Source organism: Leptospira noumeaensis (assembly GCF_004770765.1).
Lineage (GTDB): Bacteria > Spirochaetota > Leptospiria > Leptospirales > Leptospiraceae > Leptospira_A > Leptospira_A noumeaensis.
In genome coordinates, this window is sequence record NZ_RQFK01000014.1 from 113,476 (window position 1) to 140,402 (window position 26,927).

Here is a 26,927-nt window from a genome sequence, read left to right on the forward strand (position 1 = left end):
AAGAAAGGACTCGGTATGCCCAAATATCTCGCGCTCTATCTTCTATTCTTTTTTTCCCTTTCCTGTAATTCAAAACCCGAAGAAAATCGACCGCGAATCGCCAGTTTTCATGCCATCCAAGACGGGGAGATCATCAAAAAATCGGAAGGGGAATTGCCTTCCACAATTACACTTGCCAACGCCGAATATCGCAACTTAGGTGCTGGCCTTTCCGTTCCGGTTCGAATTTCAGTCGTTTGTGTTTCTTCAAAGGAAGCAAATTTTTCCTATCATTTTGAAACCGAAGAACAATCCGTCATCTATTCCGATTACCTCAAAAGCAAAGCAGCTCTCTATGGGGCCAAAAAATCTTATTCTCGTTTGAAGTATCTGGTAGAAAACCAAGCAGCAGCCGGAAAGGAACTAAACGATGCCCAAGTCCAATTACAACAAATGGCAGCATCGATGGAAGAAAATCTGAATCGTTTGCGGATGCAAGGAATCCCCATTGAAAAACTATCCAAACTAACACCTGGAAATATTTTGATTGTAGGAGATATTCCTGAGACAAAACTAAACCGAGTCAAATTACAATCAAAACTTCATATTAAGTTTTCCGCATTTCCAGGAGAAAAGTTCGAAACACGCGTTGATTCTATTTCCGACGTGATTGATCCAGTCAGCCGAACAGTCAAAGTCATCATCATTACAAAAAACACTGCAAACCAATTCAAACCAGGTATGTTTGGGACAGGACAAGTTGAGTTAGAAAACATTGAAGCACTTTCTGTTCCCAATGAAGCAATCATTCTGATTGGTGACACTAGTTATATTTTCAAACAAATTGATCCTTCTAGTTTCCAAAGAATCCAAGTGGAAACAGGAATCGAAACAGAAGATTACACGCAGATTTTATCTGGACTAAAAATGAATGACCGAGTGGTTTCCCATGGTTCTACATTATTAAAAGGACTAAGTTTCGGTTACTAATGGGCTTCATTCATTATTCACTTAAAAATTCGCCTGTCGTATTATTTTGTTTTTTAATGATTTGTGGATTTGGAATTTATTCCGTCACCCATCTTAAAATTGATGCTTATCCAGATGTTTCCGATACAGAAGTCATCGTCATTACTAAATTTGATGGCCGCGCATCTTCTGAGGTTGAAAAACTAGTTACCATTCCCTTAGAACGTGCGTTAACTGGGATTCCTGGTCTCACAACAACTCGTTCCCAAAGTATCTTTGGACTTTCTGTCATTCGTTTGACCTTCAAAGACCATACAGATGAATACTTTGCAAGAAACCAAGTTAATGAAAGATTAAAATCCATTCCATTACCCGAAGGAACTGAAGTTCCGGAACTAGGGCCTTTAACTTCTCCTGTGGGAGAAATTCTACGGTATGCCATAGAGGGAGATGGAATGCCTACGATGGAACTTCGAAGCATCCAAGACTGGGAACTTTCCCCTCGTATCCAACAAATCCAAGGTGTTGCCGATGTCATTACGTTTGGTGGTGATATCAAAGAATACCAAATCGAAATCAATCCAATCAACCAAGACAAATACAATGTATTCCTAAGAGATTTAGTTTTAGCGATTGAGGAAAACAATGCCAATACTGGTGGTAATATTTTTAAACACGGGAACCAAGCCATTCCTGTGCGAGCCTTAGGTGCTATTGAAAACGAAAAAGACATAGAAAACATCATCGTTACGGAAAAAAAAGACATTCCTATCTATGTGAAAGACATTGGAAAAGTAAGAGTCATTCCTCATCCACCCAAAGGAATCCTTGGATATCGTTTGAAATCAGGGAAAGAAGTTAACTCCGGTGTCCAAGGCATCATCATGATGCGAAAAGGAGAAAACCCAACAGAGGTTCTAAAACTCGTAAAAGAAAAAATCAAAAGTTTGGAAAGTTTTTTAAAGAATAAAGGAATACGAATCAGAATTTTATACGACCGCGAAGAACTGGTATCCAATACTTTAAAAACTGTAGTTCGCACCATGATGGAAGGAATCACAATCGTTATGATTGTCCTTATTTTTCTTTTGGGAAATTACAGGGTAGCACTCGCAGTTGCACTCACCATTCCATTCTCTTTATTATTTTCTTTTTGCCTCATGCATTTGATAGAAATTCCGGCAAACTTACTTTCTTTAGGTGCCATTGACTTTGGAATTATAGTCGATAGTTCCATAGTGATCATTGAAGGGATTATCACAACGATAGCCATCTCGTCTGCTACCAAAAAAAAATCATCACTTGATGAAATGATTCAGCGGTCGTCTGGCCATACTGAAAAAGAAGTCTTTTTTTCCATTGCTGTGATTCTTTGTGCCTACCTTCCCATCTTTTTATTCGAACGGGTGGAAGGAAAATTATTCAAACCAATGGCATTTGGTTTGGCCTTTACATTAATTGGAGCCTTACTTTTTTCTTTAACCGTTTTACCTGTAATTTTTTCAAAATTTTTCCAAGACGAACACCGTCGCCAGACAAAAGAATTTTTCGTATTAACGCATGCTAGGTCGTATTTCATCCAATTCCTTCATTCATTTTTGGAACATTCCAAAAAAATAATCTCTCGGATTTATGTAATAGTCATTCTCCTATTATGTTTTGTGTTTTGGGGACTAGGGACGGAATTTTTACCAGAACTCGATGAGGGTGCCATCAACTTTCGATGTAAGTTACCAACAGGAATTCATTTGGACAGAACGGCTAACGTTGCCAATTTATTACGGGAAGTTGTAGGTGAATTTCCTGAAGCAAAAGTCGTCATCACCCAGTCAGGAAGAAACGATGATGGAACCGATCCTTTTGGACCCAACCGAATCGAAGGACTCATTACTTTAGAAGATTATTCGAAATGGAAAACCGTAAAATCCAAATCGGAAATGGTAGAACTTTTAAAAGAGAAATTTGAACGTATGGTGCCTGGTGCCAAATTTAGTTTTTCACAGCCCATCCTTGACAATGTGGCCGAAGCTGTGACTGGTTCTGCCGCTGATTTATCCATCCAACTCTCTGGCCGAGATGTTTCTGTCCTTTGGCAAAAGGCTACAGAAATTGAATCCGCTTTGGAAAAAATACATGGCGTTTCTGCGATTGGAATCGAACAAGAAGGACCTAATACAGAACTAGTGATTTCTATCGATAGAGAAGCCGCTGCCAGAGCCGGGATCAACTTTTCCGACATCCAAGACATTACGGAAATTGCAGTTGGTGGAAAAGAAATCAGTAAGTTATACTTAGACAATCATATATATAATATTACAGTTCGGTATCCGGAAGAGTATAGAACATCTGTTAACTCCATCGGAAACATCAATATAAAAAGTAAATACGAAAGCAAATATCCATTGTCTTCTGTTGCAAAGTTAGAACTCAAAGAAATGCCCGCAAAAATTGCGAGAAAAAACGGGACAAGAATGGTTTCTGTTGGGATCAATATCGAAGGGAGAGACCAAGGTGGGTTTGTTAACGAAGCAAAAAAAATAGTAGAGAACCAAATCAAACTGCCATCGGATGTGGAAATTCAATGGGGAGGTCAATTTGAAAACTTAACAAGAGCAAGCAAACGATTGATGTTAGCAGTTCCTCTTACTTTCGCCATCATCTTATTCATACTCTACTTAATGTTCCACAATATTTTTGATAGTTTACTGGTAATGTCTAGCATTCCAGTGGCCGCACTCGGTGGGTTATCTTTTTTATTTTTCCGTGGAATGCACTTCAACGTATCCTCTGGCGTAGGTCTCATTTCTCTTTTTGGTATTTCGATTATGGGAGGAGTTCTCTTTGTTTCCAATTTTAATCATGAAAAAGAAACCAAACCAGTCAAAGATAAAGAAACACTTAAGGCACTTCTATTACATGTATCTGAACTTCAATTTCGTCCCCGATTTTTAACCTTAACCACAGCGATCATTGGATTACTACCGGCCATGCTCACAAACGAAATTGGATCTGATATCCAAAGACCCATGGCCACTGTCATTGTGGGAGGACTATTATTTACTCTCATCATCGGGAATTTTACAATCCCTCTACTCTGTTACTTAAATGAACAAAGAAAACTCCGTAATGTTTAAACCTAAAACCAATTCCAAGTTTAAGTTATACATTTTTTTAATTCTATGCGGAACCATATGTTTGCCAATTTCATCCAAAGAAAAAACTAAAAAAGAATTTAGTTTTGACCAAGCCATTCAATTTGCTATAAAAAATAACAAACAGGTGGCCATTGCCAAATATGAAATTGAATTTAGCAAGGCGGACAGGATTACTGCCGGCCTTCGTCCAAATCCATTTTTAAACATCAACGCGGATGTTTTACCTTTTAACCCAAACTCAAAACAATTTGATCCCAACAGAAACCAATATGGTGTTAGTTTGGGTTTTGTTTACGAAACAGAAAACAAACGACAAGAAAGGATCAACGTTGCCAATAAAAAACTAAAAATGGAAGAATTGATTTTTCTGGAATCACTCAGAAAAACTTCCATAGGAACAGGGAGTTTGTTCATCGCAACACTTGCCGCAAGAGAAAGATATTTACTAGCAGAAGAAAACTACAAAAACCTAGTCAATATCGTTGAAATTAACAAAATTCGTTTTAAAAAAGAAGATATATCCAAATTAGAACTTTTACGTTCCGAAGTTGCACAAGATCAATATGCCGTGGCAAAAGTATCTGCCCAAGTTGATTACTTAAAACTAAAAAATGAACTCATTGTAGTTTTGGGCTTAAATCCAGGTGATATCGACATTGTTCTTACAGGAAATTTAGACTCTCTTAAATTATTTCCACTGATTGATTCAGAAAAGTTACTCAAACTTGCAACGTTAGGAAGACCCGACTATTTAGCATTAGTCAATGCAGAGGATGTTGCTTTGGCCAATTTTAAACTACAAAAAGCAAATGCAGTTCCCAATGTTAATATTCTATTCGACTCACTTGTCCAACAAAACCAATATATGTACGGAATGTCCGTCAATATGGAACTACCCGTATTTTCTAGAAACCAAGGAGAGATAGCCAAAAGCCAATCGGCAAGAGACCAAGTTGCCCTCTTTCGAGAAGAGTTGTATTTGAATTTAGCAAAAGAAATGGCGATCACCGAAGAAGAATTAAAAGTTAGATTTGCAGCTTTAGAACAAATGCGTGAGATTTCTTTATTAAAGTCACAACAAGCGGTTAAAATTGTTGAGTTAGCCTATAAAGGTGGAGGCTCCACCTTACTCGAATTTTTAGATACGACTAGATCCTATAATGAAACAAGGCTCAAATACATTGATGCCTTAGTAGAATATGAAAGGGCATTGTTGAATTTAAAATACATTGCAGGTTTTGATTATGAACCCAATGAATTGAATCAGTAAAATAATTGATTCACATCCATTCCCATTTCTTTTAAAATTTCAAACCGAAGGGTTGTAAATTCAGAATGGAAATCTTTTCGATTTCTTTCTTCCATTGCCTCTTTATGTTCTATCCCATCTTTTTTAGAATCCATTCCATGAACCATTTGGATCATTTCATTTTCTGAATTCCAAATACTGAATGTCAAAAAATTACGAAAAGGGCGGAAACAAGCAAACGCAAGTTTTTTTCCAGAATGATCCCTTACCTGTTTTTCCACAGGTTTCCCCCATTTCGTAAATCGAATCAGTTGGGAAATCTTTAACCGAGCGAGGGTGATGGCTACTATTGGTTTTGTTCGATTTACATTTTCAGTATAAAGTTTTGCGGAATTTAATTCTCTAATTTTTCCCCATCTCCGATACAACCTCAAACGAATCTGCCAACCTCTGGATATAGGATCTTTTTTCGAAAGATTTAAAAATGAATCCAAATCTTCTTCGGATTTCCAAAAAGCCACGAGCACTACTCTGGAAAGAAAATACCTTTTTTTAGATAAAATCGATTCACCTAATTGCATAGGAACCAATGTTTCCGCATGAACAAGGCCTTTTACTTTCTTTTGTTTTAGGTAGAAAAATAAATAGTATGGAAATTTATAAAACGGCAATTCAAACAGATGGAAACTAAAAATTTCTTGTATCGAATTCTGTATCTGGGACATTTTTAATTTACCTAATGAATGAGAACTTTTTATTACTGGGAATTCTTAGTTTTGGATACGTTATCGCACCATTCTTTAGCAATCGATTCTTTTTAAACCAATCAAAAGTATACACTCGAATTCACTTAGTTTCTATTACTATTATGATTTTGGCAATCTACTTTAGGATTCCAAAGTTAACTTTCCTCTGGATCATTTTTTGTGGATACGGATTCATTTTATTTTATAAAATCCACAGAAACCGATTCTTCCAAAATTATACCTATATCAAAATTTTTCCTTTGGGTTTTAGTTTGATTTCTGCCGTTTGGTTTTTTTCTGGAACTAACGAATGCAGTTTACTTGGTTACAATTCAACCTGGAGTTATTATGCCGCCATCCATAGTTGTTTTATTGGTTGGTTATTTTTATCAGGAATTAGTTTCCTTTTTGATAAAAACAAAAAATCTATAATACATCCTTATATAATCATAACAATCGTTGTTTTATTTCTTATGATCGCCTTTGGTATCTACGGAAATCCAATTTTAAAAAAAATAGGAGTCATCGGATATTCGGTCCTATTACCTATTTCCATTTTTGAATCAAATTTATTATTTAAAAACCAAAATAGGACTTCAAAATTTCTTGGTTGGTGCAGTTTATTTTTCCTTTGTTTGACTTTTGTTTTGGCACTGTGTAATGAATTTTATAGTGGATTTCCCAAATATATATCTGGGTATCCTTTGATGGTGTTTGTTCATGGAATGATTAATGCTTTTCTAGTCATCCCTTGTTTTTTAGGATCCATTTGGATTCGTGAAAACAAAACCGTTTTGTAAATCCTATTTGATGCTGAGATCAAAGAACCTCTTTTATAGATCTTGAAAAAAGTTGACAACCCTATGTTTTGAAATAAACTAAGCGACTCCCCGGCGAGTTCCATTTTCTGTTTCCAAATTGTTAGAGGTAAAATGATGAAATTTTTATTATGCCTAATTTTTCACTCGGTATTCTTTGTTTTTTATTTTCCTATCCATTCACAATCCTTTTCGATTTCGGAATCTGAATATCAAAAAAGAGGCCTTAAGATTTTAGAAACAATTCTGCAGGCGAACCAATTTCCTTCTCCTAAACTGGATTCACAATTAAACATCGCAGCAGAAAAACATGGACATTATCTATCTCTCAACCAAAATACAGATATTAAAATTGATAGCCAAATGGAAACGATTGATTGGGTTCATAATGAAAGAGAAGACCTTCCTGGTTTCATCGGTAAAACTCCACAAGACCAAGCTCTAGCCGTAGGCTTCAAACCTGACACAGGATGTTACGTAGGAAACACAGTGTTACCATTGATGAAAAAAGAACATAGGGAATCACCAGAATTTTTGTTCAGAGGATTACTCGACACTCCCTTTCATAGATCCATGGTTTTACATCCCGCGATCCAACGAATCGGAATGAAACGAGTTTCTTATGAAAATGGAAAATATATTTTAGTTTTTTTTGCTGAGTATTGTTTTACGGGAAAACAACCTGCCTTTGTGCATTATCCAATTCAAAATGATATAGAGATTCGTCTTCGGATGCCTCCCGAACTACCGAATCCATTTCCACAATTACAATATCTTTCGTATTCAACAGCGATCACCGTACAACTGTATTTCGATGACAATCCTGATACTGAATTATTTTGGGAAGAGGCAATACTTTTAGATTCGAAAGGTAAACCAGTGCCGATTCGTACCTTAAGTTTAGCTAACCCACCTCCCGATACAAAAGATTTTTTAAAAAGTATGAAGTTTGTTGCTTTTGTGGCAGACGAACCATTTTCACCTAATTCAGAATATACGGTTAAGAAAAAAGTAAAGAATCAATTAGGGAAAATTGTCTTTCAAAAAACTTGGAAGTTCAGAACAGAAGCAGAAGATTCTTTTTATAAGACGTTTGCACCACAAGATCCAGAATGATGATAAAAGATAAGTTGAGGGATAAAAAGAAACAAGTATGAACTTTATCATCGCAATACCGTGAAAAAGCGAAATAATTGAGAATAAAATTGGGGTATTTACGAAGAGGATTGTTGGATTCGGGTGGTTAGGGTATAGGGGAAATTCAGACTTCCCACAAGCCACTCCCCTCCACCCTAACTCGGGTGGGGGATTTTGGATTCGCGTCCTACATTATGTCTCTTCATCTGCCAAGATCAAAAACCTATGATCTTATCAATGATCCCGTATTCTAAAGCTTCCGTTGCCGAAAACCAAGTATCTCTTTCTGTATCTTCCATAAGTTTCTCTAAAGGTTGTCCTGTTGCCTTTGCCATAATTTCATTTAACAAATCCTTTTCCCTCTTTACCGATTCAGCAAAAATGCGGATGTCTTCTGCTGGACCCTTGAACTCTCCCATAACATGCGGTTGGTGGATTAGCACTTTACTATGAGGGTAGGCAAAACGATTTCCCTTCGCACCCGAAAGAAGTAAAACCGCTCCAAACGACATTGCCATTCCCAAACAAGTGGTATAAACTGGATTATGGAGACTCTTCATTACATCTAGTATCGCCAAACCTGCGTATGTTGATCCGCCAGGGGAATGAATGTATAAGTTTATAGGTCTTGTTGGATCCAAAGTTTCTAGATATAAAAATCGATCGATCAGATATCTCGCCGAGTTGTCGTTTACTTCTCCCCAAAGAAAAACTTTTCGTTGTTCCAAATATACATTTTCAATTTGCCCATTCGAATAAACTTGTGTTGCTTCCAAATGATTCTCCTAAGCTACCATTAAAAAATCAGAGTTAGCCTCTGGTCGGAACTTCTCACCAATTCCGTGTCGGAGAATCTTTTTGACGTGAATATGCCTTTTTTTAATGAATGATAAGGTTTTGCCTTCTGATTTTGAAATTTCTACAAGCGAATAATTTTTATAATAATAAAGTTCAACCAATCTCTGATCCGCTAGATCCAACTTTTTTAGATTTTTAAAAATTGTTTCATAACATTCTTTTTCTAAATAAGAGGAATGTAATTCTTCCGAATTTTGATCTATTTGGTTTGGATCGACAAAAACCAAATTCTGATTTTCCTTCTTTCTCAAAATTCGATCTCCGTGTTTGATGAGCACTCTCTTTAAAAGAGTGGGGAAGGCAGCAGGAGATGTTATTTTTTCCAGATTTTGATACAGATCCCAAAAAGATTCTTGTACTACATCCTGGGAAAGATCCTCGTCATTTAAAATCTTAGATGCAAATTTGTTAGCAAAACCAGAAAACCGATTTTGTAAAACGGTCCAGGCTCGTAGATCTCCAGCCTTTGCTTGGTTCAGAAGTTCTATATAGGATTTGTCATTCATACAATCAAATGTCCCAACCTACTTCAATTTGGTTCAGAAAAAAAAAGAGGAAAATCCTTTTTTCTATAAAGAAACGACTTTCCTCAAATTTTTTGCGACAGGATCGTACATTCTCAATGTAATATTTTCTTTTTTGACTTAAGGGCAAGTTCCAGGAGTGGCACCCCCTCCTCCATGTTCAATTCTCGCAAACTTATTTGCATTGGAATCATCACAGTCAGGAAAATGTAGATTCAAGGAAGGATTGATGGGACTCACAGCCGTGTTGGGACCTCGAGCAAATCCATCGTTATCATCATCTCGATAGGGATCTGAGGCCTGGATTATTGCCAGATCAACAAGAGCTAAGTTCAAACCTAAGGTTCGGTTCATTTCCTCAATAAAAACATTCGCAATGAGTCCGTGACCCGTATGGGAAGGATGAACTCCATCAAAACTAAATACCCCTCCTAACCCAATGGTTTTTCCCAAAACTTTTCCGCCCACTGTCACCTCGCGATTCAATACACGTTTGAACATTGCATCAATATCCACAAGGTGGACATTCAAATTTGATTCAGCTAACAATCGTATATATGTGTTGATCTCATTCACTCTAGTAGTAACTAAATTTCCTTCCGCTTGGGTAAGACAGGTTCCATCGTTTCCTGCGATCCCTCCTATAACAGCATTTAACGTAGTATTATTTCCATCCAATTGGTTCAATAGACTATTGGCAGTACTGGTTCCAATCAGTGAGCCAAAACCGAGGGCTTGACAAGATCCAAAACTAGTAATATTTAAATTATCCGTCGTATGCGCGATTTTTTCTAAATCTGATTGGGTGAGAAGAAATCCAATTCCGGAAATATCAGGTAGAGTCGCTATAAAAATCTCAGCCTTTGGCAAAACCTTCAAACGATTCAGTGTTGCATTCAAATTTGATTTTACAGAGGTTAAATCATGTTCTGCACTCGTATCATTCAAAAAAGTATTGATCGACGTTGTTGTCATTGCAGAACCATTAGAGGCAGTCACCGCACCTAATACATCATTTCCTCCAATCCAAAGAGTTACAATTAATGTCCTATCGGGATTAAGATTTCCTACATATTCTGCCGCTTCTAATTGAGTGATCGATTTTCCTAAAATTGCCGAAATAGGAGAAAGTATTTTATCAATATGATTCGATCCATTTTACTGGTGTTATCTGCCAAAGTAGGCCCCAAATATAAAGCCTGAGACTCTGGAAAAACCTATGAATTCCAAGAGGTGCAGAAAATTCGGCACCTTAAAATTCGGCTTTGTCCGAAAATTCGGCACCTGTTAGCCCTCGGAACAGAGCAAAAACAGCAAAATATGGCAAAATAGAAACATTTGAGGCGATGGTACGTCTTTTGCACTATGTTTTAGCAAAATCGAAACCAAGAGGGAAATCAAATGAAAAGTCTATGGAACCAATTTAAAATAGGAGGCCTATCTGTTGCGATCTTACTTTGTTTTGTATCGAGCCAGGCATATGCCGTTAGCTATGTAATCTACGTACATGGGAAAGGTTCAGACTCCAGTGGTCTAGCCAACACAAACTCGAGCAGATGGGGAAATTCTGACTCATACGGTGCTGCCCACCAAAGACGTTCCACTGCTTGGGGAGCAAGCCGTTTTGTAAATTATGATTCGACACAAGACCCACGTACATCAGGAACAACAAGAGCACAAACAAAACTCGCAAGTGCGATTAGTTCATTTTGTACAGGTGCGAACAAGTGCATCATCATCTGCCATAGTGCTGGCTGTTATGCGACAGAATATTATTTGGCAACAAGTGGAACACCTGCAAATTTACTATATGTAGTAGCAGGCGCAAGTGCTGCTGGTGGATCCTCTGTGGCTGATATTGGAACCACTGCAACATTAATTAGTCCACTGCTAAGTTTACTTGGATGGGCCGTTGCGGGAGAACCAAATAATATGACCAAAGCATTAAAAACGGGAACTGCAAGAAGTTTTAATCACAATACTTCTAAAGTAACCATTCACAGTCTTGCTGGTTATAAGTCATCCCAACCTGCAGCGACTGCCATCAAAGGAGAAGACGATAAACTCGTAAACTTCTCTGGTGCTTGTGGATATTCTTCCCATGGTTCGATGACAAATTGTGCCGACGGTAAAAATGCAAAATACACAAAACATGTATCCTATTGTAATACAAAAGGTGCAGTTACTTGTAACACAAGCAAAGGTTCCGGTGCTTATAATGCGGATCACAGTGCCATGCAACCTGTTGCAAGAGATGCTTTAGACCGTTTACTGGGCTACTTATAATTAAAAACTAAAAAAATATTTAATTCAAATTTTGATAGAGCGAAGGATTTGTCTTTCGCTCTTTTTATTGGATTCATGTTTTTGTTTTTTAATCCGAAACATCAATTTTAAAATATATTACACATCAGGAGAAACTATGAAAAACTATCTTTCTAATCAAAAAATTTTGATCAGCATTGGTTCTATATCTGGATTTATCATTTTGGCTTTCATTATTTCTTTCTGGGGTTCGCATAAAAAAGAACATCTTGCAGTCCAGTTAGAAGAGGAAAAATTATTACGCGCCAGAGGGATTCCGAATGATTCTTCAATGAGCTGGGATGGATCGAAAGTTTGGCGACCCAACTTTTTAGAAACAGAAAAAGTCATACAAAAATCAGAATTGGCAACACCAAAAATTCTTTTTATGGAATACCAACTTGAATACCGTTACCCTTCTGACTCTAGACCACTGACTAAAAAAATGGCAGATCTTCTAGATCCATTTAAAATTAACCAAGAGAAAGTTCCTATTTTCAAACCAGATTCAAATGGAGAAATTCAAGGTTACTTCTCATGGTATAGTAGTTTGTATATGGTAACAGAGGATAAACCTGCTGTTGCATGGTTGCAAGTCTTCGATGCCAAAACAGATAAAGTGGTACCTGCGAGAATCCTTTCTGCTGAAATCCAATCCGATTTGGTGTTTGGTGAGAAACCCGTAGGTGTTGCTGATTACAATGATTCAGGTGCTGGGTATGATCTCGAAGCCAATGATGGTATATATACTTTTTCATGGATTCCACGAAAAGGAGAAAAACTTCACTGGGGTGAACTCACGATGAAAGTTCGCTTTGACGCCCCTAGCATTAAATTGAAAGAAACAGAAGCCAGTTTTACTTTCAATTCAACTCCTATCATTCCGGCAAAATTTACAGGCAATTACCGCGAATCGATAGAGAATGGATCCCTTTTCATTGGTGCAGAAATCGATATTTATAAACCAGGACAGTATATCTTTGAAGCAAACCTTTTTGACAAAGAAACAGGAACACCTTATCATTGGGTATATATGCGAAAATATCTAGAAAAAGGAACTTCGCAAAGGATTGACTTACCTTTTTTTGGAGCTATTTTCCATGATAGAGGTTTTGAAGAAGGTAGGTTTATCTTACGAAATTTGCGAGGTCACCGGATGAATTTACCTTATGACCCAAGAAAACTAAATGAAATGGTATCCAAAGGTATTGAAATCCCTGATACCTTTGAACCTTTACAAGAATGGATTCCCCTTCCCGAAGAACCATACATCACACTTAACAGATATGATGTGGCCCAGTTTTCTCCTTTAGAATACCAAGGATCCGATAAAAAGGAACGTTTGCGTGTTTTACAAGAGTATGCTGCTGATTGGGAAAAAGCACATGGTGCTTCAACAGATACCGTAATGGGTGATTGATCATTATATGGGATTAGATCAGGTTAGAATATTTATCGCATTTATTATTTTAACTTGTATTGTCGTAATCACAGTCCTTACTTTTTTAAAAGACAATCTAGGTAAAGTTGGTAAATCTTTTTTGGGACTTGTGGTTTCCCTTTTTGCCTGGTATTTTTTTCATACTCTATCCTTCTATCTTTCCAAATACCAAGAACCTTCTTATATGGTAGCTACACTCGCAGGTATATCCGTCCTTTGTGTAGGGACTGCTATGTATGTTTTTTGTGAATTTTTTCCAGAAGGATCGCAAAACAAATCATCAAAATATAGAATTCTTTTTTTCGGGTTGATTTCAGCATCTCTTGCCCCACTCACTTACTCAGATTTATGGATTAAAAATAGAGGCCAGGTAGGAATCATTGGCCCTTTTTTTTATGCAACTAGCATTTGGATTGTATTTACTATTATCTCTGGTATTTTTTTACAAATTTGGAAATATACAAAAACAAACGATCCGCGAAAAAGAAATCGAATTCTTCGTTTATTATTATCCATTATTTTCCACCTAACACTTGCTGTTTTTTTCTCAGTAATACTTCCAGCTTTGGGATCTTGGGAATTTTTCTTTTTAGGCCCAGCAACATCAGTTTTAGGAATTGTTCTGATCATTTATGCAATCCAATTCCATCCCCTACTCAACCTAAGGGAAGCAATGATTCAAATTGGAATCCGTTTGTTATTTGGAATTACCATCTGTGTATTAATTTATTTTTTAATCAATTACGTGGATTCGTTTCGTGATGAAAATACATTTTCATACAAAAATTTGATCGTATTCTCATTGTTATTTTCGGCAGGGATTCTTTACGGCAGTATCCTTCATCCAAAACTTGAAAACTTGATTTTTCAATCCAAAACAAATATAGAAGAGTCAATTGTACAGGTGTTTCTAAAACAATCTTCAGGATCTTATTTTTCTTTGAATGAGATGTTAGAGGATTTATTAAAACCAATTTATAACAATTTAGGACTCTCTAAAATTTTGGCGGCAGTTGTAGACCATGAAGACCATTTAATTTTACATGATTTCGGAGAAAACCCCTCTGAAATCAAAGAGATTGCTTCCAGATTAGTGTTTAGCCGAGTCAGTCGAGATAGAAAGTTACCGATGGAATTAGTTAAAGAAAGTGATCGACTTTTTTTGTTAGACGAAGATGCCTCCATACCTTTTAGAGAAAAAACTAGTTTTACATCCGATTATTTCAGATTAGTTCGGCGAACAGTGGGTTACAGACCAAAAGTAGTATCTTTGGGTTATCGGGTAGTTATGGCCTTGGTTCTTCAAAATCAAATTTGTGGTTATCTATTTTTAGGAGATAAAAAATCAAAACGTCCATTTTTTGAAGATGAAGTAGATCTTTTAGAACGTTTGCGAATTCCATTTGCCGCTCTCATCCGTAATCTCAACGATCGTACAAGGATTCATTATCTTAAAAACCAAGCAGAGGCAGAACTTAGAGATTTAAAAACAACACAGACAGAAAGAGAAGTCATTTTCCAAACGGTAGCAAACAAAACCCTCGTTTACAAAAGCCAAACGATGGAAAAAACGATAGAACATATTGAACGCATTGCTCCACTCACACGTCCTGTTTTCATTCATGGAGAAACAGGAACCGGAAAAGAACTTTTTGCAAATTTGGTTCATGAAAAATCAAGACCCAGTGAACCATTTGTCCCTCTCAATTGTGCGGCTCTACCTGCTAATCTTTGGGAAGATGAAATATTTGGTCATGTGAAAGGAGCCTTTACGGATGCAAAAAATGATAGATCTGGTGCCGTAGAAAAAGCAGGAAAAGGTACTTTATTTTTTGACGAAATTGGAGAGATGCCACTCTCAATACAGGCGAAGATGCTTCGTCTTCTACAAGAAAGACAATTTTCACCCATTGGTTCCTCTAAACTTTTAAAAGCAGAATGTAGATTTATTTTTGCAACAAATCGAAATTTGGAGGATTTGATCCGCAGCGGAGAGTTCAGAGAAGATTTGTATTATAGAATCAACGTATTTCGAATTGATTTATTGCCGTTGCGACAACGGAAGGAAGATATTTTACCACTCGCAAATTTTTTATTATCATCCTTTACCAAAGAAATGAATACCCAAATTCAAAACATTCCTCCATCAGTGGTTACTATTTTCCAAAACTATTCATGGCCTGGCAATATTCGGGAATTAGAAAATAGTTTACTCCGTGCATTGAGTACGGCAAAAGAAGAAGGCCTTAGCCTAGATGATTTTCCTATTATGGCAAAAGAGTATCTGAAAACTCCAAACCATAAAAATCATTTCAAACGAGACAACTTCCCCGATGACGTTCATGGTAATTTTCATGAAATAATGGATGCTTATGCTTTAAAAATCATCCAATCTGCTTTACAAAAGACAAAAGGGAATAAATCACATGCTGCAAAAATCTTAGGCATCCGAAGATCCAGTTTAGAGTATCGATTAAAAAGGTAAAACTACTTATCCGGATTATTTCATAACCACTAACACTACTTATCAACTTTCTCTAAACACTCAGTAAACATCAAAGAAATCTCGCTGATCCAAGTTGAGCCAACCTTTTCCGGATAGCCGACTTATCTTTTTCCGTATTAGCTAATAATAGGGCCTTTTGGTAACATTCACTAGCTTTGGCCAGATCTGATTCAATGTACAATTCTCCCAGGAGTGAAAAATAGTAAGGATTTGCTTTTAAGTTTAAACCTTCTACCTCAACTAAAGCGACCTCCCTACCTTTTGCTCGGAATAGGGCATAAGCTCGGTTCAAAAAAAGCAAAGTTGATGATTCTAATTCCAAAAGCCCTGTATAAAGCTGAAAAATGCTTTCCCATTTGTTTTCCGTTCCTTCCTGCACAGTATGCCAATAAGCAATGGCTGCTTCTATATGGTATTTGGAAAATTTTGGTTCCTTGTTGGACTGAAAAAAGAAATACTCTCCCTTCTTAATAAAGTCTTCATTCCAAAGATCGCGGTTCTGATCTCCATACAGAACAATTTCTCCATCTGCATCTAACCTTGCATCAAATCGAGAAATATGAAAACAAAATAGGGAAAGAAGAGCATTTACCTCAGGTGTATTTGTTTCTTTATTTTCTAACAGGATAGAACAAAGTCGAACTGCTTCCAAACATAAATCCTTTCTCAGTATCTTATCCTGGATTTGCGAAGAATAACCTTCATTAAACAATAAATAAATGGTTCTCAGAACAGACGTTAACCGATCTCCCCACTCGTGAGGGGCAGGCAATTCCAATGTTATATTTTTTTCCCTAAGTTTTTCTTTCGCACGAAATAATCTCTTACTAATTGTCTCTTTGTTCGAAAGAAAAGCTCTCGCAATCTCATCAATCCCAAATCCACAAAGAATTCGAAGAGACAAAGCAATCTGTGATTCGATAGGAATCGAAGGATGTGAGAGCGCAAAAATCATTCGAAGTTGACTGTCGCGAATATTTTCTTCCGAGAGATCCAATTCCGATACAGATAGATAGTGATCCTGCTGATAGCGTGGAAGTATCTTGTTTTGAAAAATAGAATCTCTATGGATTACATTCTTTGCTTTATTTTTAGCAACTGCATACAACCAGGCCTCTGGATTTGTTGGAATTCCATTGAGGCCCCAAGTTTGTGCCGCCGTTAAAAAGGTTTCACTTGCAATATCTTCTGCTATTTCCACTTGATAAAACCCAAATTGTTTACAGAGAACTGCAATAACTTTTGAATACTCGGTGCGAAACAAATTTGGTATAATATCTGAATGATCCATTAGAGATTACGAATATATTATTTTATTCTTCTTTATGTATGCTCATAATTTTTCTCACTTCGACACTATTTCCCTCTCCCATTAGAATCGGGCAATTTTTGGCAATACTCGCAGCATCTTCAAAACTCTCCGCTTGAATGATGATAAAACCCGCGAGGGACTCTTTTGTTTCTACAAAGGGGCCATCAGTAACGATATGGTTTGATTGGATCACCTTTCCTTCTGTAGACAAAGCCGTTCCGCCTTTGAACTTCTTTTGAGCAACAATCCCGTTCACCCATTCTTGGTATTGTTTCATATAAATCTGTAATTGTTCCGGTGAAGGTTGGGCTTCTTTTGTAAGGATATCGAGTCGCATTAAAATCAAATAATCTTCCATAATTTGTCTCACTTATTTTTTACTTATATTTCTTTGTATAAAATCTTTAACTCTAGCTTCATATTTGCTTGGATTCTCATCCCAAACTTTTCCGTGAGAACCCAACTCAGGAAACCAAACTTCACTTGGCGCAGGATATAGATTCGCAAGAAACTCTGAATGTTTGTATGAAACAACAAAATCTTTTTTGCTATGAATCAATAATAGAGGCACAGAACTTGAAAAACGTAAAGAATTTTCAGGACTAAGTAGTGAATCAAATTTTCCTCTACTTGTAACGAGATCTATCAATGACTGGATCATCCAATTCGGGAGAGAAGCCGATTCGGGAGAATCTAAAATCAATCTATTGAAATTAATCATTGGATTTTCTAAAATGAGTCCTTTCACACCATTCAAAAAAGGAAGTGCAATCAATAAAGAAGAGGCTCCTACGGAAGATCCAAACATTAAAATATTCTTATATTTTTTTGATACATATAAATAGGCAGACAATACATCTCTAAATTCACGGTTCCCGAAAGTCAAACCTGGTACCATACAGGGAGCCTCTCCATGGCAAGATAAATCAAAGCTAAGAACATCAAAACCCTGATTCAGATAAAAGGGAATCAAACGAGTGAGTTCTCGCCTGTCTGACCCGCCACCATGCACAAAAAGGATCACTCCCTTAGAGAACAAAATACCATTCTCATGAGCGGGAACAAGCCAACCAGGCAAATCATATCCGTTTAAAGATGGAATCAAAACTTCACGGAAATAAAATTCTTTTGTTAGGCGAATGTTTCCACAAGACTTTCCCCAGTTTTTTTCGCCTTCAGGACTACATTTCAAAAAATCCTTACTTACACCTTTCCAGTTAGGAAATAGGATCTGATCACTTGCAGACCACATTCCAAAGGTAAAAGCAAAGAGAACCAACGAGAAAACGATCACCAAGCTGTATCCGACTCGTGGCAAAATCCAATTCCTCTTTGGGTGATGGTTCTTTTTTTCGTTTTGGGTCATAGCGACCTCCTTTGCTTTTATATCAAATGAAGATTGAAAAAATGGACAAAGCGGTTCGAAAAAGCGAAAAGATTTGGAATAAATTCTGAGAATCAGAGAAGAAGATGGATTGATTTGGTTGGATATGGTAAGGGGAAATTGCCACCTTCCCACGAGCCACTCCCCTCCACCCTAACTCGGGCGGGGGATTTTGGATTCACGCTCAGATTATGTCACATTATACTCCGGCCAACACCTAACGAATACTATATGAGCGATGCGTTGCCGTTATGTTATGTTATGTTATGGCGAGTCCCCAAACTCTGAACCATGAATCGAATTTCATTTTTGATACATTTCAAAAATGATTCATTTTGGGGCCGGGCTATCCAGGGCTTCGGTCGCTCACCGCGACCGCTAACGCGCCCTTACTATCCCTCTCGCAGGTACTTTGTTCCAACCAATACACTCTTCCAGTCTTTATGAAATTTACCAGCACACTTCCAAAAAAGATTTTTTGTTTTTTCGAATCTCTTCAAATTCCAAAATCTCTTTTGAATTTTTTAGTGTGATATCAATATCATCCCAACCGTTCCGGATCCGATTGACTGAAGCCGAATCCAAATGGAAGGCGAATGTTTGGTCTCCGGCTTCTACTTCCAAAGATTCTAAATTGATTCGGATTTCCACTCTCGAATTTTTAGAAATCCATTTGTTCAAATAATGGATCTCATTTTCTTTCAAACGAACGAGTGCAATTCCATTCTTCGCAGAATTAATGGAGAATATATCTGCAAAAGAAGGAGCCAAAATCGCTCTGAATCCAAAATCAGCAAGTGCCCAAGGTGCATGTTCTCTACTCGAACCACAGCCAAAATTTTTACCAGCAATGAGGACACTGGCATTTTTAAATCCATCCTTGTTTAAAATGAAATTTGGATTGGGAATTTTTCCTTCTAAATCTAAATACCTCCAATCGTAAAACAAATGTTTTCCGAATCCCTTTTTATCGATCAATTTCATAAATTGTTTGGGAAGTATTTGATCCGTATCAATATCCTCTCTTGGGATGGATACGGCAACTCCCGTGTGGATTGTCCAATTTCCTACGCTCATACCAATTTCCTCACATCTGTAAATTTTCCAGTCACTGCCGCTGCTACTGCCATCGAAGGACTAACTAAATGAGTCCTTCCTCCCCTACCTTGTCTTCCTTCGAAGTTACGGTTAGAAGTCGAAGCACATCTTTCTCCCGGTTTTAATATGTCGTCGTTCATCGCAAGACAAAGCGAACAACCAGGTTCTCTCCATTCAAATCCAGCTTCTAAAAAGATTTGATCTAAACCTTCTCGTTCTGCTTGGCGCTTCACTCTACCAGAACCGGGAACCACCAAAGCTTGTACTCTTGGATGTACTTTTTTACCTTTAGCCACTTCTGCAGCAGATCGTAAGTCTTCTATCCTTGAGTTGGTGCAAGAGCCGATAAACACCTTATCGATGTTAATTTCTGATATCGGAGTTCCTGGTTTTAAATCCATATAATCCAAAGCATTCTTTGCGGTTTCTCTTTCCCGTTTCTCTTGGAAATCATCCGGATTTGGAACTACTCCTTCAATGGATAAAGACTGAGAAGGATTTGTTCCCCAAGTTACCTGAGGTTCAATTTCAGAAATATCTAATTCGACCATCGCGTCAAAAACGGCATCTGTATCTGTGAAGAATGTTTTCCAATATTCTACCGCCTCTTCAAAACTTTTGCCTTTGGGTATCAGCTTTTTATCTTTCAAATAATCAAATGTGATTTGGTCTGGTGCAACAAGACTTGCCCTTGCTCCAGCTTCAATACTCATATTACAAAGAGTCATCCGAGCTTCCATAGAAAGAGAACGAATCCATTCCCCTGAATATTCCATTGTGAAACCTCTTCCGCCGGAGGTTCCAATTTTTGCGATGAGAGCAAGGACGACGTCTTTTGCAGTGATTCCAAACCCAGGTTTACCAACAAAACGAACTAACATCGATTTTGTTTTTGCTTGTTTGAGCGTTTGTGTTGCAAGCACATGTTCCACTTCGCTTGTCCCGATCCCAAACGCTAAGGCACCAAAGGCTCCATGAGTTGCCGTATGCGAATCTCCACATACAATCACAGACCCAGGGATCGTAAATCCTAACTCAGGACCAACTACATGCACAATCCCTTGTTCGGGATCTTCAGGACCAAACAAATGGATTCCGAAATCTTTGCAGTTTTTCTCCATTGTATCAATTTGCAATCGGGAGACTGGACCTGCGGCATCTCTGTTTTTCCGATCCCTTGTGGAAACGTTATGATCCACAACACCGAAGGTGAGATCCTTCCTTCTGATATTTCTGTTTTTAGTTCTTAATCCTTCGAACGCTTGGGCAGAGGTCACTTCATGTAGGATATGCCGATCCACATATAAAATCGTTTCCGAATCTGAATTCTCTATGATCCGGTGACTTTCCCAAATTTTGTCATATAGAGTTTGTCCCATATTTCCCTCTTGGTAAATACGATATCAAATTTACTGCTATAATGCAAATAAATTGGTTTTATAAAATGTATAACTAAAAGTTATAAGTATATATGGAATTTAGACAGATCCTTTATTTTCTGGAAATCTCTGATTCAGGGACATTCCAAAAGGCAGCATCGCGACTCGGACTCACACAACCTGCACTCTCTAGACAGATCTTTCTTTTAGAAAAGGAGTTAGGAGTCTCTGTCCTGGAAAGAGGAGGAAGGTCAGTTCGCCTAACTCATGAAGGCGAAAGATTTTATCAGTATTCGATTAGAATGAAAGAGTTATGGGAAGAAATACAAATCGGCTTCTCAAAAGAAAATGAACTGAAAGGAAACTTTTCCATTTCTGCGGGAGGAACAGTTTCCGCTTGGATCTTACCACAAATCCTAAAAGAGATACTCAATAAGAGACCAGGACTTTCTCTTTCTGTACGGGAAGGTGATGCATCCGAAACTAAGGACGCAGTGTTAAAGGGAGAGGTAGATCTTGGGATTTTGACTGGACCCGTTGCAGAACCTAGTCTGAATGTTTTAGAATTTTTATCCGATAGAATCTTTCCAGTCGCAGCCAAAGACCATCCGATCTTTCTAAAAAAGAAAATTAGAATCGAGGATTTAAAAAAACAATCCTTTGTTTTCTTCCATCCAGGTTCCGCTCTTAGAAAAGCGGTGGAGAAGAAAATCAAATCGTTTTCAAAAGAATTTGGTTCTAACATTGCCATGGAACTGAGAAGTGTGGAATCCGTTATCAAATCTTTGGAAGCAGGACTCGGAATTGGTTTTTTATCCGAATATTCCATTAGTCCCAAACTCGGAAAAATTAAATTTGAAGACTGGAATACTGAAAGAAAATTTTATCTCTGTTATCGAAAAAAATCCGGACCTGGACTTACGATGCTCGCAGAAGAAATATTGAAATCCGCAGAGAAATGGAAATCGGAAAAGGAATCCATATACAACTAACGGAAAAAAGTTGGTAATTTTACCTTAAATATATGATCTACAAGTAAACATTAGAATGATTCTTCACTAAGTTAAAAATTAAATCGATAGTTTGCTCCGACTTGGACATATGTAAGTATTGTTTTTGAATCTAACAAAATTGGGATTAGTATCTGAGGTGCAAAAACTTTTGCTAAGATTTGGGATGGATCAGAATTTCCTCCGCCATCATTTTCAGTGATATAACCTGACTGTAATTTGTTATTCAGAGTCATGTTGCTTGCTTCTATAAATAAACTTAAGTCACCTTTGATCTTAGTGGATAACTTCATGTTGATTTCAGTTCCGGTAGATTTCCATTGATAGTCCAAACCGAATTGTCTAAGTTTAAAAGGTGTAGCTTCGAAACTAAATTCATTTGTCCGAAACGAAGATGGGCCTTGCATATCTAAATATAATATCTGCCCCTGCAAACTAAACCTTTCCAAAAATTTCCATTCATAACCAATACCAACACTATATCCTCTGAGTGGATTACTTGTGTCCCTATAACTAACTCGATTGGGATTGATCCCTGTTGCGGTGATCCCACCAAGACTATCGACTTCTTGGTTTGACTTGGTCCAAATTCTTTCCACACCTCCCAAAATCTGAAGGTCTAAAACTGGATGTGGGTAGGGAGTAAAACCGATCCTGGTAGAAACTTTTTGAAACTTTGTTTCACCGTTCCCCATAAGAACATTTGTGCTTTTATCTGAAGTGGAAGAAGATGAACCACCCCCACTACCATAAGAAAGAGTCTGAAATCCACTTGAGTCAAATTTACCCTTAGCTTCCGTTCCTCGGATTTCAAAGGTGAACCGGTCCCAGGCATAGAACAATCGTGTTGTTCCACTGTGATTTTTATTTTTGTAAGGTGTGGTTTGCACCTCCGCTTGGCCGCTGCTACTAAATAAAAGTCCAGCATACTGGATGCTCTGGAAGAATGGACGGAGTTCTGATTGGCTCTCGCCACTTCCAACGCCCAAGGAACCTTCTAAATAATGTCGTTTTGCATTCGAAAGCTGTTCCTCTCTATTTTTTTGATCGGTTTCTTTGGCTTTAAGATCTTCTTCTTCCTGTTTTTGTTTTTCTACTAATTCTTTTTCTTCCTTGCGTTTCTTTTCCTTCTCCGAAATCTGAGTTTCTATTTTAAGAGAAGAGGATTCAGACTTTTTTCCAAAGGAAACTTTTCGAACCACCGACTTCGAAAACACTTTTATACTTCCATCTGTGAGTTTCATCGTCACAGAATCTTTGTCTTGGGCTAAGACGGAACCTTCCCATTTTTCTCCGGACTTGAGTTGAATCGTTTCACTCCGAAGAGATAAATTCGTAAAAAGAATGACCAGAAACAATAGGTTAATAACTTTTTTCATAATTTTAGCTCGTTCCAAACTTGTATGGGAGGATCTTAACACAACCCATTCATTCTGCAATTCGATTAAACTTTTTAGAGAGCAATTTTAAAGAATCAGTTCTGCCTGATGGTATTTACGTGCGAACTGCACGAAAGAGCAAACGTTAGGAATACAAGTTCTGAGTTTGCAAAGTGCTTGCGAGAAACCATCCTTTCCTTGAAATCAGCGAATGCGCCGGAAACTCTGGATTTTCGTATTGATTTTCAGCATTCTCTTTTCGTTGGGAGCAGAAGTCATCGCAGGTTTTGGCGGATTCGCCAGTGCCTTTTCTTCAATCGAACTAGGATCGGATTCTTTGCCAGCCGCGCGTGTGGGAGGACCATTCCTACTGACGATCCTTCTTGTATTCCTGTTTCTAATCCTCCTGTCGTTTCTTTCTTTACTTACCGTCTCTGGAATTTTGGGACTCATCAAAGGAATATTTCTTGGCATCACATTAGGTCTATTAGTGGACTATCTAGTGGTTCGAGGTAAAATCAAACCAGGTGACCCTGCCATCATACGACTTTGGGCAGGCCGCGGTGCCGCAGTTATGTTTGTGTTTGTACTCTGGGTTGGGGTCCTAAATCCTTTGCTTTCGCAATTAGGCAGAAATCCAATCGATGTTTTCAGCCCAAAAGATATCGTTGGGATTTTTTCTACCACAGGCATTTTTGTCTGCGCTTTCTTTGCATGCCTCGGTGTTATACGGTATTACTGGACAAAGAGAAAGTAACAAAATGTCCAAAAATTCTACATTTATAACCTCGAGAGAGTTTGGCGATGCCCACCTTCGTGACTAAGGACTGCCGCAGGTGGGCGAGTCCCCAAAGATTTGATTCCCTTCCCAAAATAGTGCAAAGCAACATACCATCTGATCAAGAATTTGGGGTCGGGCTATCCAGGGCTTCGGTCGCGATTCGCGACCGCTAACGCGCCCTTACTATCCCTCTCGCGGTAAATTTTCCTAACCAAAGTCAAAACATATCCACCTAACACTAAAAAAAGAAATTTCCCCAGGTAGACCCCAATAAACCGGACGAAACGTATTTTCTCCCATCGGTATCATAATAACCTTAGCCTTGATTGGCGGTTCAATATTTCTAATGGTAAATTTATCAAAAAACTCTATTTAATTTCAACTTCATATTCTTTTATTTGACATTCAGACCCCTGGTCTATTACCTAATCCGAATCAAGGAGAAACAAATGAGAAAAATGTCCGTATTTTTCATTGCGATGATCATCATTGCAATTACTAATTGTAGCACACCTACAGTTAAATATATGAGCACAAAGCCTATTCTCACAGGCAAAAACGTGAAATATGAGTTAGTCAATAGTTCTGTTGCATCGGGTAATGCAGTATTTTATGTATTCGGATTTCAGATAGGTGAATACAAAAATTATTCGACCCTTTTGGATGCAGCTCAATCTAAAAATTCATGCGACCTAGCAAAGAATGTTCAGTTAAATTTTGCTAGAAATGAACAAGCTTTTATAGCAACTGAAAGTTATAGTGTCGTGGCTGAATGTTGGAAATTGACTAGTGGGGGAAAATAATATGAAAGCATCAAACAAGAAAATACTCACTGTTGTCCTCATGTTGTTTTTAGTTTCTTTTGCCACTAACTGTGTTTCTGTACAAGGAAATTATGCATTTCTTTCGGAAAAGGAAATTGATTTTAACAAGGAATACGAAAAAAAACCGCAACCAATTAAAGCTGAATATTCAGTTCCTTTTGTACTGCTCCCACTGGGAGACACGCGAGTATCCCGTATGAGCGCTGAAGTAATTCAAAAAGCATGTAACGAAAACGGAGTTGAGTTTCTAACAAATACTCAAATCAATTCAAGTTCATATTACTTTTTCCTCTATGGACAGGTTAAATATGAATTAACTGGCGATGGTTGGATCGAAAAACAAACACCAGCAAAAAAAGGAAAATAAAAATTCCTCTCTAGGGATCTTGCAGTCCCTAGATTTCCTTTCCCATTCTCCTCTATCCGCCAAACATTCGATTCACCACATAATTTCAAAAACTCATTAGAAAAAAAATAAAGCGAAAATTCAGACTCATAGTTTCGCAAATAATGCTTGTATCACGGTTTTAATTTAAATAATCGAACTGATTGATCTAATCTTGGATTTCAAAAAAACTTACATGTGTTAGGAATAGTTTTATGCACTTTTTAAATTTCAGTCTAAATTTAATGTGGTTTCTTCATTTTTTCTCCCACTCCACATTTCACATTCAAAGATACCTTCAAATCCTTGGAACTTATTTCAGAAAGTATCGTAAGACCTCACTAAACAACCTAACTTTTGTTTACCTTCTAGCGATTATATTAAACTGTGTTTCAGCGGAAAAGCCAAAACTTAAACCTAAGCCGGATCTAACAAAAGTAGTCAAAGCTGGAGACTGGACTGCAACTCAAGATTTCCTAGAAATCAATCGAGACAGCGTCAACTCTATCAATGATAGTGGTGGGCGAGCGATACATGAAGCAGCTCTTCTTGGTGATGCGAAACAAACAAAATTATTAATCAAATTTAAAGCCGATGTAAATGTAAAAAACAAACTTGGTATGACACCCCTACATATCGTTAGTTCAAAAGGATATACTGATTGTGTAAAAATTTTATTAGATGCTGGTGCTTTGCCTAACGAAACAGATAACAAGGGCAAACTACCAATACACTATGCTGTCATGGAAGGTGATCAGGAAATAGTCACTGCACTCCTGCGTAAAAAAGCGAATCCTAATCTCAAAGCGATTGATGGTTTCCCTCCTCTATTTGTTGCTGCACAAGTAGGTCATGCCAATATCGCTCGGCTATTATTGGAAAATCATGCTGACCCGAATATGCAAGGAAACGACAAAAGAGCCCCGATCCATAAAGCATGTTATGAGGGGCATCTAGAGGTTGTAAAAATATTATTAGAATTCAAGGCGGATAAGGAAATTCGATCTAAATACGGCTGGACCCCGCTTATCTCTGCATCTAGTGAAGGTCATGTGAAATTGGTTCAATTGCTTATAGATCAAAAAGTAAACTTAAATGCCATCACGGAGTATAAGACAACCGCCCTCTACGCAGCAGCAGCGGATGGCCATATGGATGTTGTAGAGGCCTTACTGAGTGCTGGTGCCGTAACCAATTTACCTGATACGGTTTCACCAATAGATATTGCAAAATCGTATGGCCACCATCAGATTGCAGACCTAATACAAAAAAGAGGAGAATGAATTCCTGAACGTCGCTATCGGAAATCAAATCAAACCTAACCTTTCCAAAAGGTGAAAACTTTTAGAATAAAAAACTGTATTTTGGAAACAGGATTGTCGGTTAAGGAGAATTAAGGTATAGGAGAAATTCGCACCTTCCCACGAGCCACTCCCCTCCACCCTAACTCGGGCGGGGGTTTGTGGACTCACAGCCGTATTATGTCCCATCCCAAAACCGTATCTTTATATAAAAAAACCCCGCTAAACTAGCGAGGTTTCAAAGTAACAATGGTTAAAGATTTTAGTCTTTAAGACTAACTTTTACAATATACAACGTAGCGTGACGACAATTCTAACGAAAGGTAATTGGTTTCCTTTATAAAAGGAGGTGATCCAGCCGCACCTTCCGATACGGCTACCTTGTTAC

At 37.7% G+C, this 26,927-nt stretch carries 23 protein-coding genes; 13 read left to right on the top strand and 10 right to left on the bottom strand.

Annotated features, from left to right (window positions below; genetic code table 11):
- Positions 1 to 15: 15 nt before the first annotated feature.
- From EHQ24_RS06550 to EHQ24_RS06560, 3 genes are read left to right on the top strand one after another with little or no spacing between them, the layout of a single operon-like run.
- Complete coding sequence (locus EHQ24_RS06550) at positions 16 to 969, top strand: efflux RND transporter periplasmic adaptor subunit (RefSeq protein WP_135600875.1); 954 nt, start codon at positions 16 to 18, stop codon at positions 967 to 969.
- Positions 969 to 4,082 carry an efflux RND transporter permease subunit gene (locus EHQ24_RS06555; protein ID WP_135600876.1) on the top strand — a complete coding sequence of 1,038 codons (3,114 nt, stop codon included), beginning with the start codon at positions 969 to 971 and terminating at the stop codon, positions 4,080 to 4,082. The genes EHQ24_RS06550 and EHQ24_RS06555 overlap by 1 nt, the downstream gene beginning before the upstream one ends.
- Positions 4,075 to 5,373, top strand: a complete 1,299-nt coding sequence (locus tag EHQ24_RS06560) for a TolC family protein (protein WP_135600877.1) — start codon at positions 4,075 to 4,077, stop codon at positions 5,371 to 5,373. The genes EHQ24_RS06555 and EHQ24_RS06560 overlap by 8 nt, the downstream gene beginning before the upstream one ends.
- On the opposite strand, the gene EHQ24_RS06565 is transcribed toward EHQ24_RS06560, so the two are convergent.
- Positions 5,367 to 6,077, bottom strand: coding sequence for a hypothetical protein (locus EHQ24_RS06565; RefSeq protein WP_135600878.1), 711 nt, complete (start codon positions 6,075 to 6,077; stop codon positions 5,367 to 5,369). The two genes, EHQ24_RS06560 and EHQ24_RS06565, sit on opposite strands and share 7 nt — an antisense overlap.
- A 14-nt stretch (positions 6,078 to 6,091) precedes the next feature.
- Here EHQ24_RS06565 and EHQ24_RS06570 point away from each other — a divergent pair, with 14 nt between their 5' ends.
- Together EHQ24_RS06570 and EHQ24_RS06575 are read left to right on the top strand one after the other, a co-directional pair.
- Positions 6,092 to 6,898: a YndJ family transporter gene (locus tag EHQ24_RS06570; RefSeq protein WP_135600879.1), complete on the top strand. Its 807-nt coding sequence runs from the start codon at positions 6,092 to 6,094 to the stop codon at positions 6,896 to 6,898.
- Positions 6,899 to 7,033: 135 nt separating this feature from the next.
- The gene (locus tag EHQ24_RS06575; RefSeq protein WP_135600880.1) at positions 7,034 to 8,032 is read left to right on the top strand and encodes a hypothetical protein; all 999 of its coding nucleotides are present in this window, start codon (positions 7,034 to 7,036) and stop codon (positions 8,030 to 8,032) included.
- A gap of 236 nt (positions 8,033 to 8,268) precedes the next feature.
- On the opposite strand, the gene EHQ24_RS06580 is transcribed toward EHQ24_RS06575, so the two are convergent.
- The 3 genes from EHQ24_RS06580 to EHQ24_RS06590 form a co-directional block, all read right to left on the bottom strand.
- Positions 8,269 to 8,829, bottom strand: coding sequence for a ClpP family protease (locus tag EHQ24_RS06580; RefSeq protein ID WP_135600881.1), 561 nt, complete (start codon positions 8,827 to 8,829; stop codon positions 8,269 to 8,271).
- 9 nt (positions 8,830 to 8,838) lie between these two features.
- The gene (locus EHQ24_RS06585) at positions 8,839 to 9,417 is read right to left on the bottom strand and encodes an RNA polymerase sigma factor (RefSeq protein ID WP_135600882.1); all 579 of its coding nucleotides are present in this window, start codon (positions 9,415 to 9,417) and stop codon (positions 8,839 to 8,841) included.
- 138 nt (positions 9,418 to 9,555) lie between these two features.
- A complete protein-coding gene (locus EHQ24_RS06590; protein WP_135600883.1) occupies positions 9,556 to 10,578 on the bottom strand; it encodes an SGNH/GDSL hydrolase family protein in 1,023 nt (340 codons plus the stop codon).
- Positions 10,579 to 10,836: 258 nt separating this feature from the next.
- On the opposite strand from EHQ24_RS06590, the gene EHQ24_RS06595 reads away from it, so the two are divergent.
- The 3 genes from EHQ24_RS06595 to EHQ24_RS06605 all read left to right on the top strand — a co-directional run bounded on the left by EHQ24_RS06595 (position 10,837) and on the right by EHQ24_RS06605 (position 15,665).
- On the top strand, positions 10,837 to 11,721 hold the full coding sequence (locus EHQ24_RS06595; RefSeq protein ID WP_135600884.1) for a hypothetical protein: 885 nt from the start codon (positions 10,837 to 10,839) through the stop codon (positions 11,719 to 11,721).
- A 136-nt stretch (positions 11,722 to 11,857) separates the two neighbouring features.
- Positions 11,858 to 13,159: a hypothetical protein gene (locus tag EHQ24_RS06600; protein WP_135600885.1), complete on the top strand. Its 1,302-nt coding sequence runs from the start codon at positions 11,858 to 11,860 to the stop codon at positions 13,157 to 13,159.
- Between the two features lie 7 nt (positions 13,160 to 13,166).
- The gene (locus EHQ24_RS06605; RefSeq protein ID WP_135600886.1) at positions 13,167 to 15,665 is read left to right on the top strand and encodes a sigma 54-interacting transcriptional regulator; all 2,499 of its coding nucleotides are present in this window, start codon (positions 13,167 to 13,169) and stop codon (positions 15,663 to 15,665) included.
- Positions 15,666 to 15,735: 70 nt separating this feature from the next.
- On the opposite strand, the gene EHQ24_RS06610 is transcribed toward EHQ24_RS06605, so the two are convergent.
- The 5 genes from EHQ24_RS06610 to leuC form a co-directional block, all read right to left on the bottom strand.
- A complete protein-coding gene (locus EHQ24_RS06610; RefSeq protein WP_135600887.1) occupies positions 15,736 to 16,977 on the bottom strand; it encodes an RNA polymerase sigma factor in 1,242 nt (413 codons plus the stop codon).
- Between the two features lie 22 nt (positions 16,978 to 16,999).
- Complete coding sequence (locus EHQ24_RS06615) at positions 17,000 to 17,356, bottom strand: YciI family protein (protein WP_135600888.1); 357 nt, start codon at positions 17,354 to 17,356, stop codon at positions 17,000 to 17,002.
- 12 nt (positions 17,357 to 17,368) lie between these two features.
- The gene (locus EHQ24_RS06620; protein WP_135600889.1) at positions 17,369 to 18,364 is read right to left on the bottom strand and encodes an alpha/beta hydrolase; all 996 of its coding nucleotides are present in this window, start codon (positions 18,362 to 18,364) and stop codon (positions 17,369 to 17,371) included.
- A 468-nt stretch (positions 18,365 to 18,832) separates the two neighbouring features.
- A complete protein-coding gene (leuD, locus tag EHQ24_RS06625) occupies positions 18,833 to 19,459 on the bottom strand; it encodes a 3-isopropylmalate dehydratase small subunit (RefSeq protein WP_135600890.1) in 627 nt (208 codons plus the stop codon).
- Entirely contained in the window at positions 19,456 to 20,859 is a 1,404-nt protein-coding gene (gene leuC / locus EHQ24_RS06630) for a 3-isopropylmalate dehydratase large subunit (RefSeq protein WP_135600891.1), read from the bottom strand. Before leuC ends, leuD begins: the two co-directional genes overlap by 4 nt.
- Before the next feature lie 92 nt (positions 20,860 to 20,951).
- Between leuC and EHQ24_RS06635 the strand changes: the two genes are divergently transcribed.
- Positions 20,952 to 21,851: a LysR family transcriptional regulator gene (locus EHQ24_RS06635; protein WP_135600892.1), complete on the top strand. Its 900-nt coding sequence runs from the start codon at positions 20,952 to 20,954 to the stop codon at positions 21,849 to 21,851.
- A 71-nt stretch (positions 21,852 to 21,922) separates the two neighbouring features.
- Here EHQ24_RS06635 and EHQ24_RS06640 read toward each other — a convergent pair whose 3' ends face one another.
- On the bottom strand, positions 21,923 to 23,248 hold the full coding sequence (locus EHQ24_RS06640; protein ID WP_135600893.1) for an LA_0442/LA_0875 N-terminal domain-containing protein: 1,326 nt from the start codon (positions 23,246 to 23,248) through the stop codon (positions 21,923 to 21,925).
- A gap of 238 nt (positions 23,249 to 23,486) precedes the next feature.
- On the opposite strand from EHQ24_RS06640, the gene EHQ24_RS06645 reads away from it, so the two are divergent.
- The 4 genes from EHQ24_RS06645 to EHQ24_RS06660 all read left to right on the top strand — a co-directional run bounded on the left by EHQ24_RS06645 (position 23,487) and on the right by EHQ24_RS06660 (position 26,521).
- Positions 23,487 to 24,005 carry a hypothetical protein gene (locus tag EHQ24_RS06645; RefSeq protein WP_244310316.1) on the top strand — a complete coding sequence of 173 codons (519 nt, stop codon included), beginning with the start codon at positions 23,487 to 23,489 and terminating at the stop codon, positions 24,003 to 24,005.
- A gap of 473 nt (positions 24,006 to 24,478) precedes the next feature.
- Positions 24,479 to 24,832, top strand: a complete 354-nt coding sequence (locus EHQ24_RS06650) for a hypothetical protein (protein WP_135600895.1) — start codon at positions 24,479 to 24,481, stop codon at positions 24,830 to 24,832.
- 1 nt (position 24,833) lies between these two features.
- Positions 24,834 to 25,220 (top strand): hypothetical protein, encoded by a 387-nt coding sequence (locus EHQ24_RS19210; protein ID WP_167483060.1) that lies wholly within the window; start codon positions 24,834 to 24,836, stop codon positions 25,218 to 25,220.
- Between the two features lie 233 nt (positions 25,221 to 25,453).
- Positions 25,454 to 26,521 (top strand): ankyrin repeat domain-containing protein, encoded by a 1,068-nt coding sequence (locus EHQ24_RS06660; protein WP_244310317.1) that lies wholly within the window; start codon positions 25,454 to 25,456, stop codon positions 26,519 to 26,521.
- The last annotated feature ends 406 nt before the right edge of the window (positions 26,522 to 26,927 follow it).

Bases quoted from the DNA above. Each gene is read 5' to 3' on its own strand.
- EHQ24_RS06550 (WP_135600875.1), top strand. From the start codon at position 16: ATGCCCAAATATCTCGCGCTCTATCTTCTATTCTTTTTTTCCCTTTCC.
- EHQ24_RS06570 (WP_135600879.1), top strand. From the start codon at position 6,092: ATGAATGAGAACTTTTTATTACTGGGAATTCTTAGTTTTGGATACGTT.
- EHQ24_RS06585 (WP_135600882.1), bottom strand. From the start codon at position 9,417: ATGAATGACAAATCCTATATAGAACTTCTGAACCAAGCAAAGGCTGGA.
- EHQ24_RS06650 (WP_135600895.1), top strand. From the start codon at position 24,479: ATGAGAAAAATGTCCGTATTTTTCATTGCGATGATCATCATTGCAATT.
- EHQ24_RS06615 (WP_135600888.1), bottom strand. From the start codon at position 17,356: ATGGAAGATTATTTGATTTTAATGCGACTCGATATCCTTACAAAAGAA.
- EHQ24_RS06560 (WP_135600877.1), top strand. From the start codon at position 4,075: ATGTTTAAACCTAAAACCAATTCCAAGTTTAAGTTATACATTTTTTTA.
- EHQ24_RS06610 (WP_135600887.1), bottom strand. From the start codon at position 16,977: ATGGATCATTCAGATATTATACCAAATTTGTTTCGCACCGAGTATTCA.
- EHQ24_RS06600 (WP_135600885.1), top strand. From the start codon at position 11,858: ATGAAAAACTATCTTTCTAATCAAAAAATTTTGATCAGCATTGGTTCT.
- EHQ24_RS06555 (WP_135600876.1), top strand. From the start codon at position 969: ATGGGCTTCATTCATTATTCACTTAAAAATTCGCCTGTCGTATTATTT.
- EHQ24_RS06620 (WP_135600889.1), bottom strand. From the start codon at position 18,364: ATGACCCAAAACGAAAAAAAGAACCATCACCCAAAGAGGAATTGGATT.
- EHQ24_RS06635 (WP_135600892.1), top strand. From the start codon at position 20,952: ATGGAATTTAGACAGATCCTTTATTTTCTGGAAATCTCTGATTCAGGG.
- EHQ24_RS19210 (WP_167483060.1), top strand. From the start codon at position 24,834: ATGAAAGCATCAAACAAGAAAATACTCACTGTTGTCCTCATGTTGTTT.
- EHQ24_RS06605 (WP_135600886.1), top strand. From the start codon at position 13,167: ATGGGATTAGATCAGGTTAGAATATTTATCGCATTTATTATTTTAACT.
- leuD (WP_135600890.1), bottom strand. From the start codon at position 19,459: ATGAGCGTAGGAAATTGGACAATCCACACGGGAGTTGCCGTATCCATC.
- EHQ24_RS06640 (WP_135600893.1), bottom strand. From the start codon at position 23,248: ATGAAAAAAGTTATTAACCTATTGTTTCTGGTCATTCTTTTTACGAAT.
- EHQ24_RS06595 (WP_135600884.1), top strand. From the start codon at position 10,837: ATGAAAAGTCTATGGAACCAATTTAAAATAGGAGGCCTATCTGTTGCG.
- EHQ24_RS06575 (WP_135600880.1), top strand. From the start codon at position 7,034: ATGAAATTTTTATTATGCCTAATTTTTCACTCGGTATTCTTTGTTTTT.
- EHQ24_RS06660 (WP_244310317.1), top strand. From the start codon at position 25,454: ATGCACTTTTTAAATTTCAGTCTAAATTTAATGTGGTTTCTTCATTTT.
- EHQ24_RS06565 (WP_135600878.1), bottom strand. From the start codon at position 6,077: ATGTCCCAGATACAGAATTCGATACAAGAAATTTTTAGTTTCCATCTG.
- leuC (WP_135600891.1), bottom strand. From the start codon at position 20,859: ATGGGACAAACTCTATATGACAAAATTTGGGAAAGTCACCGGATCATA.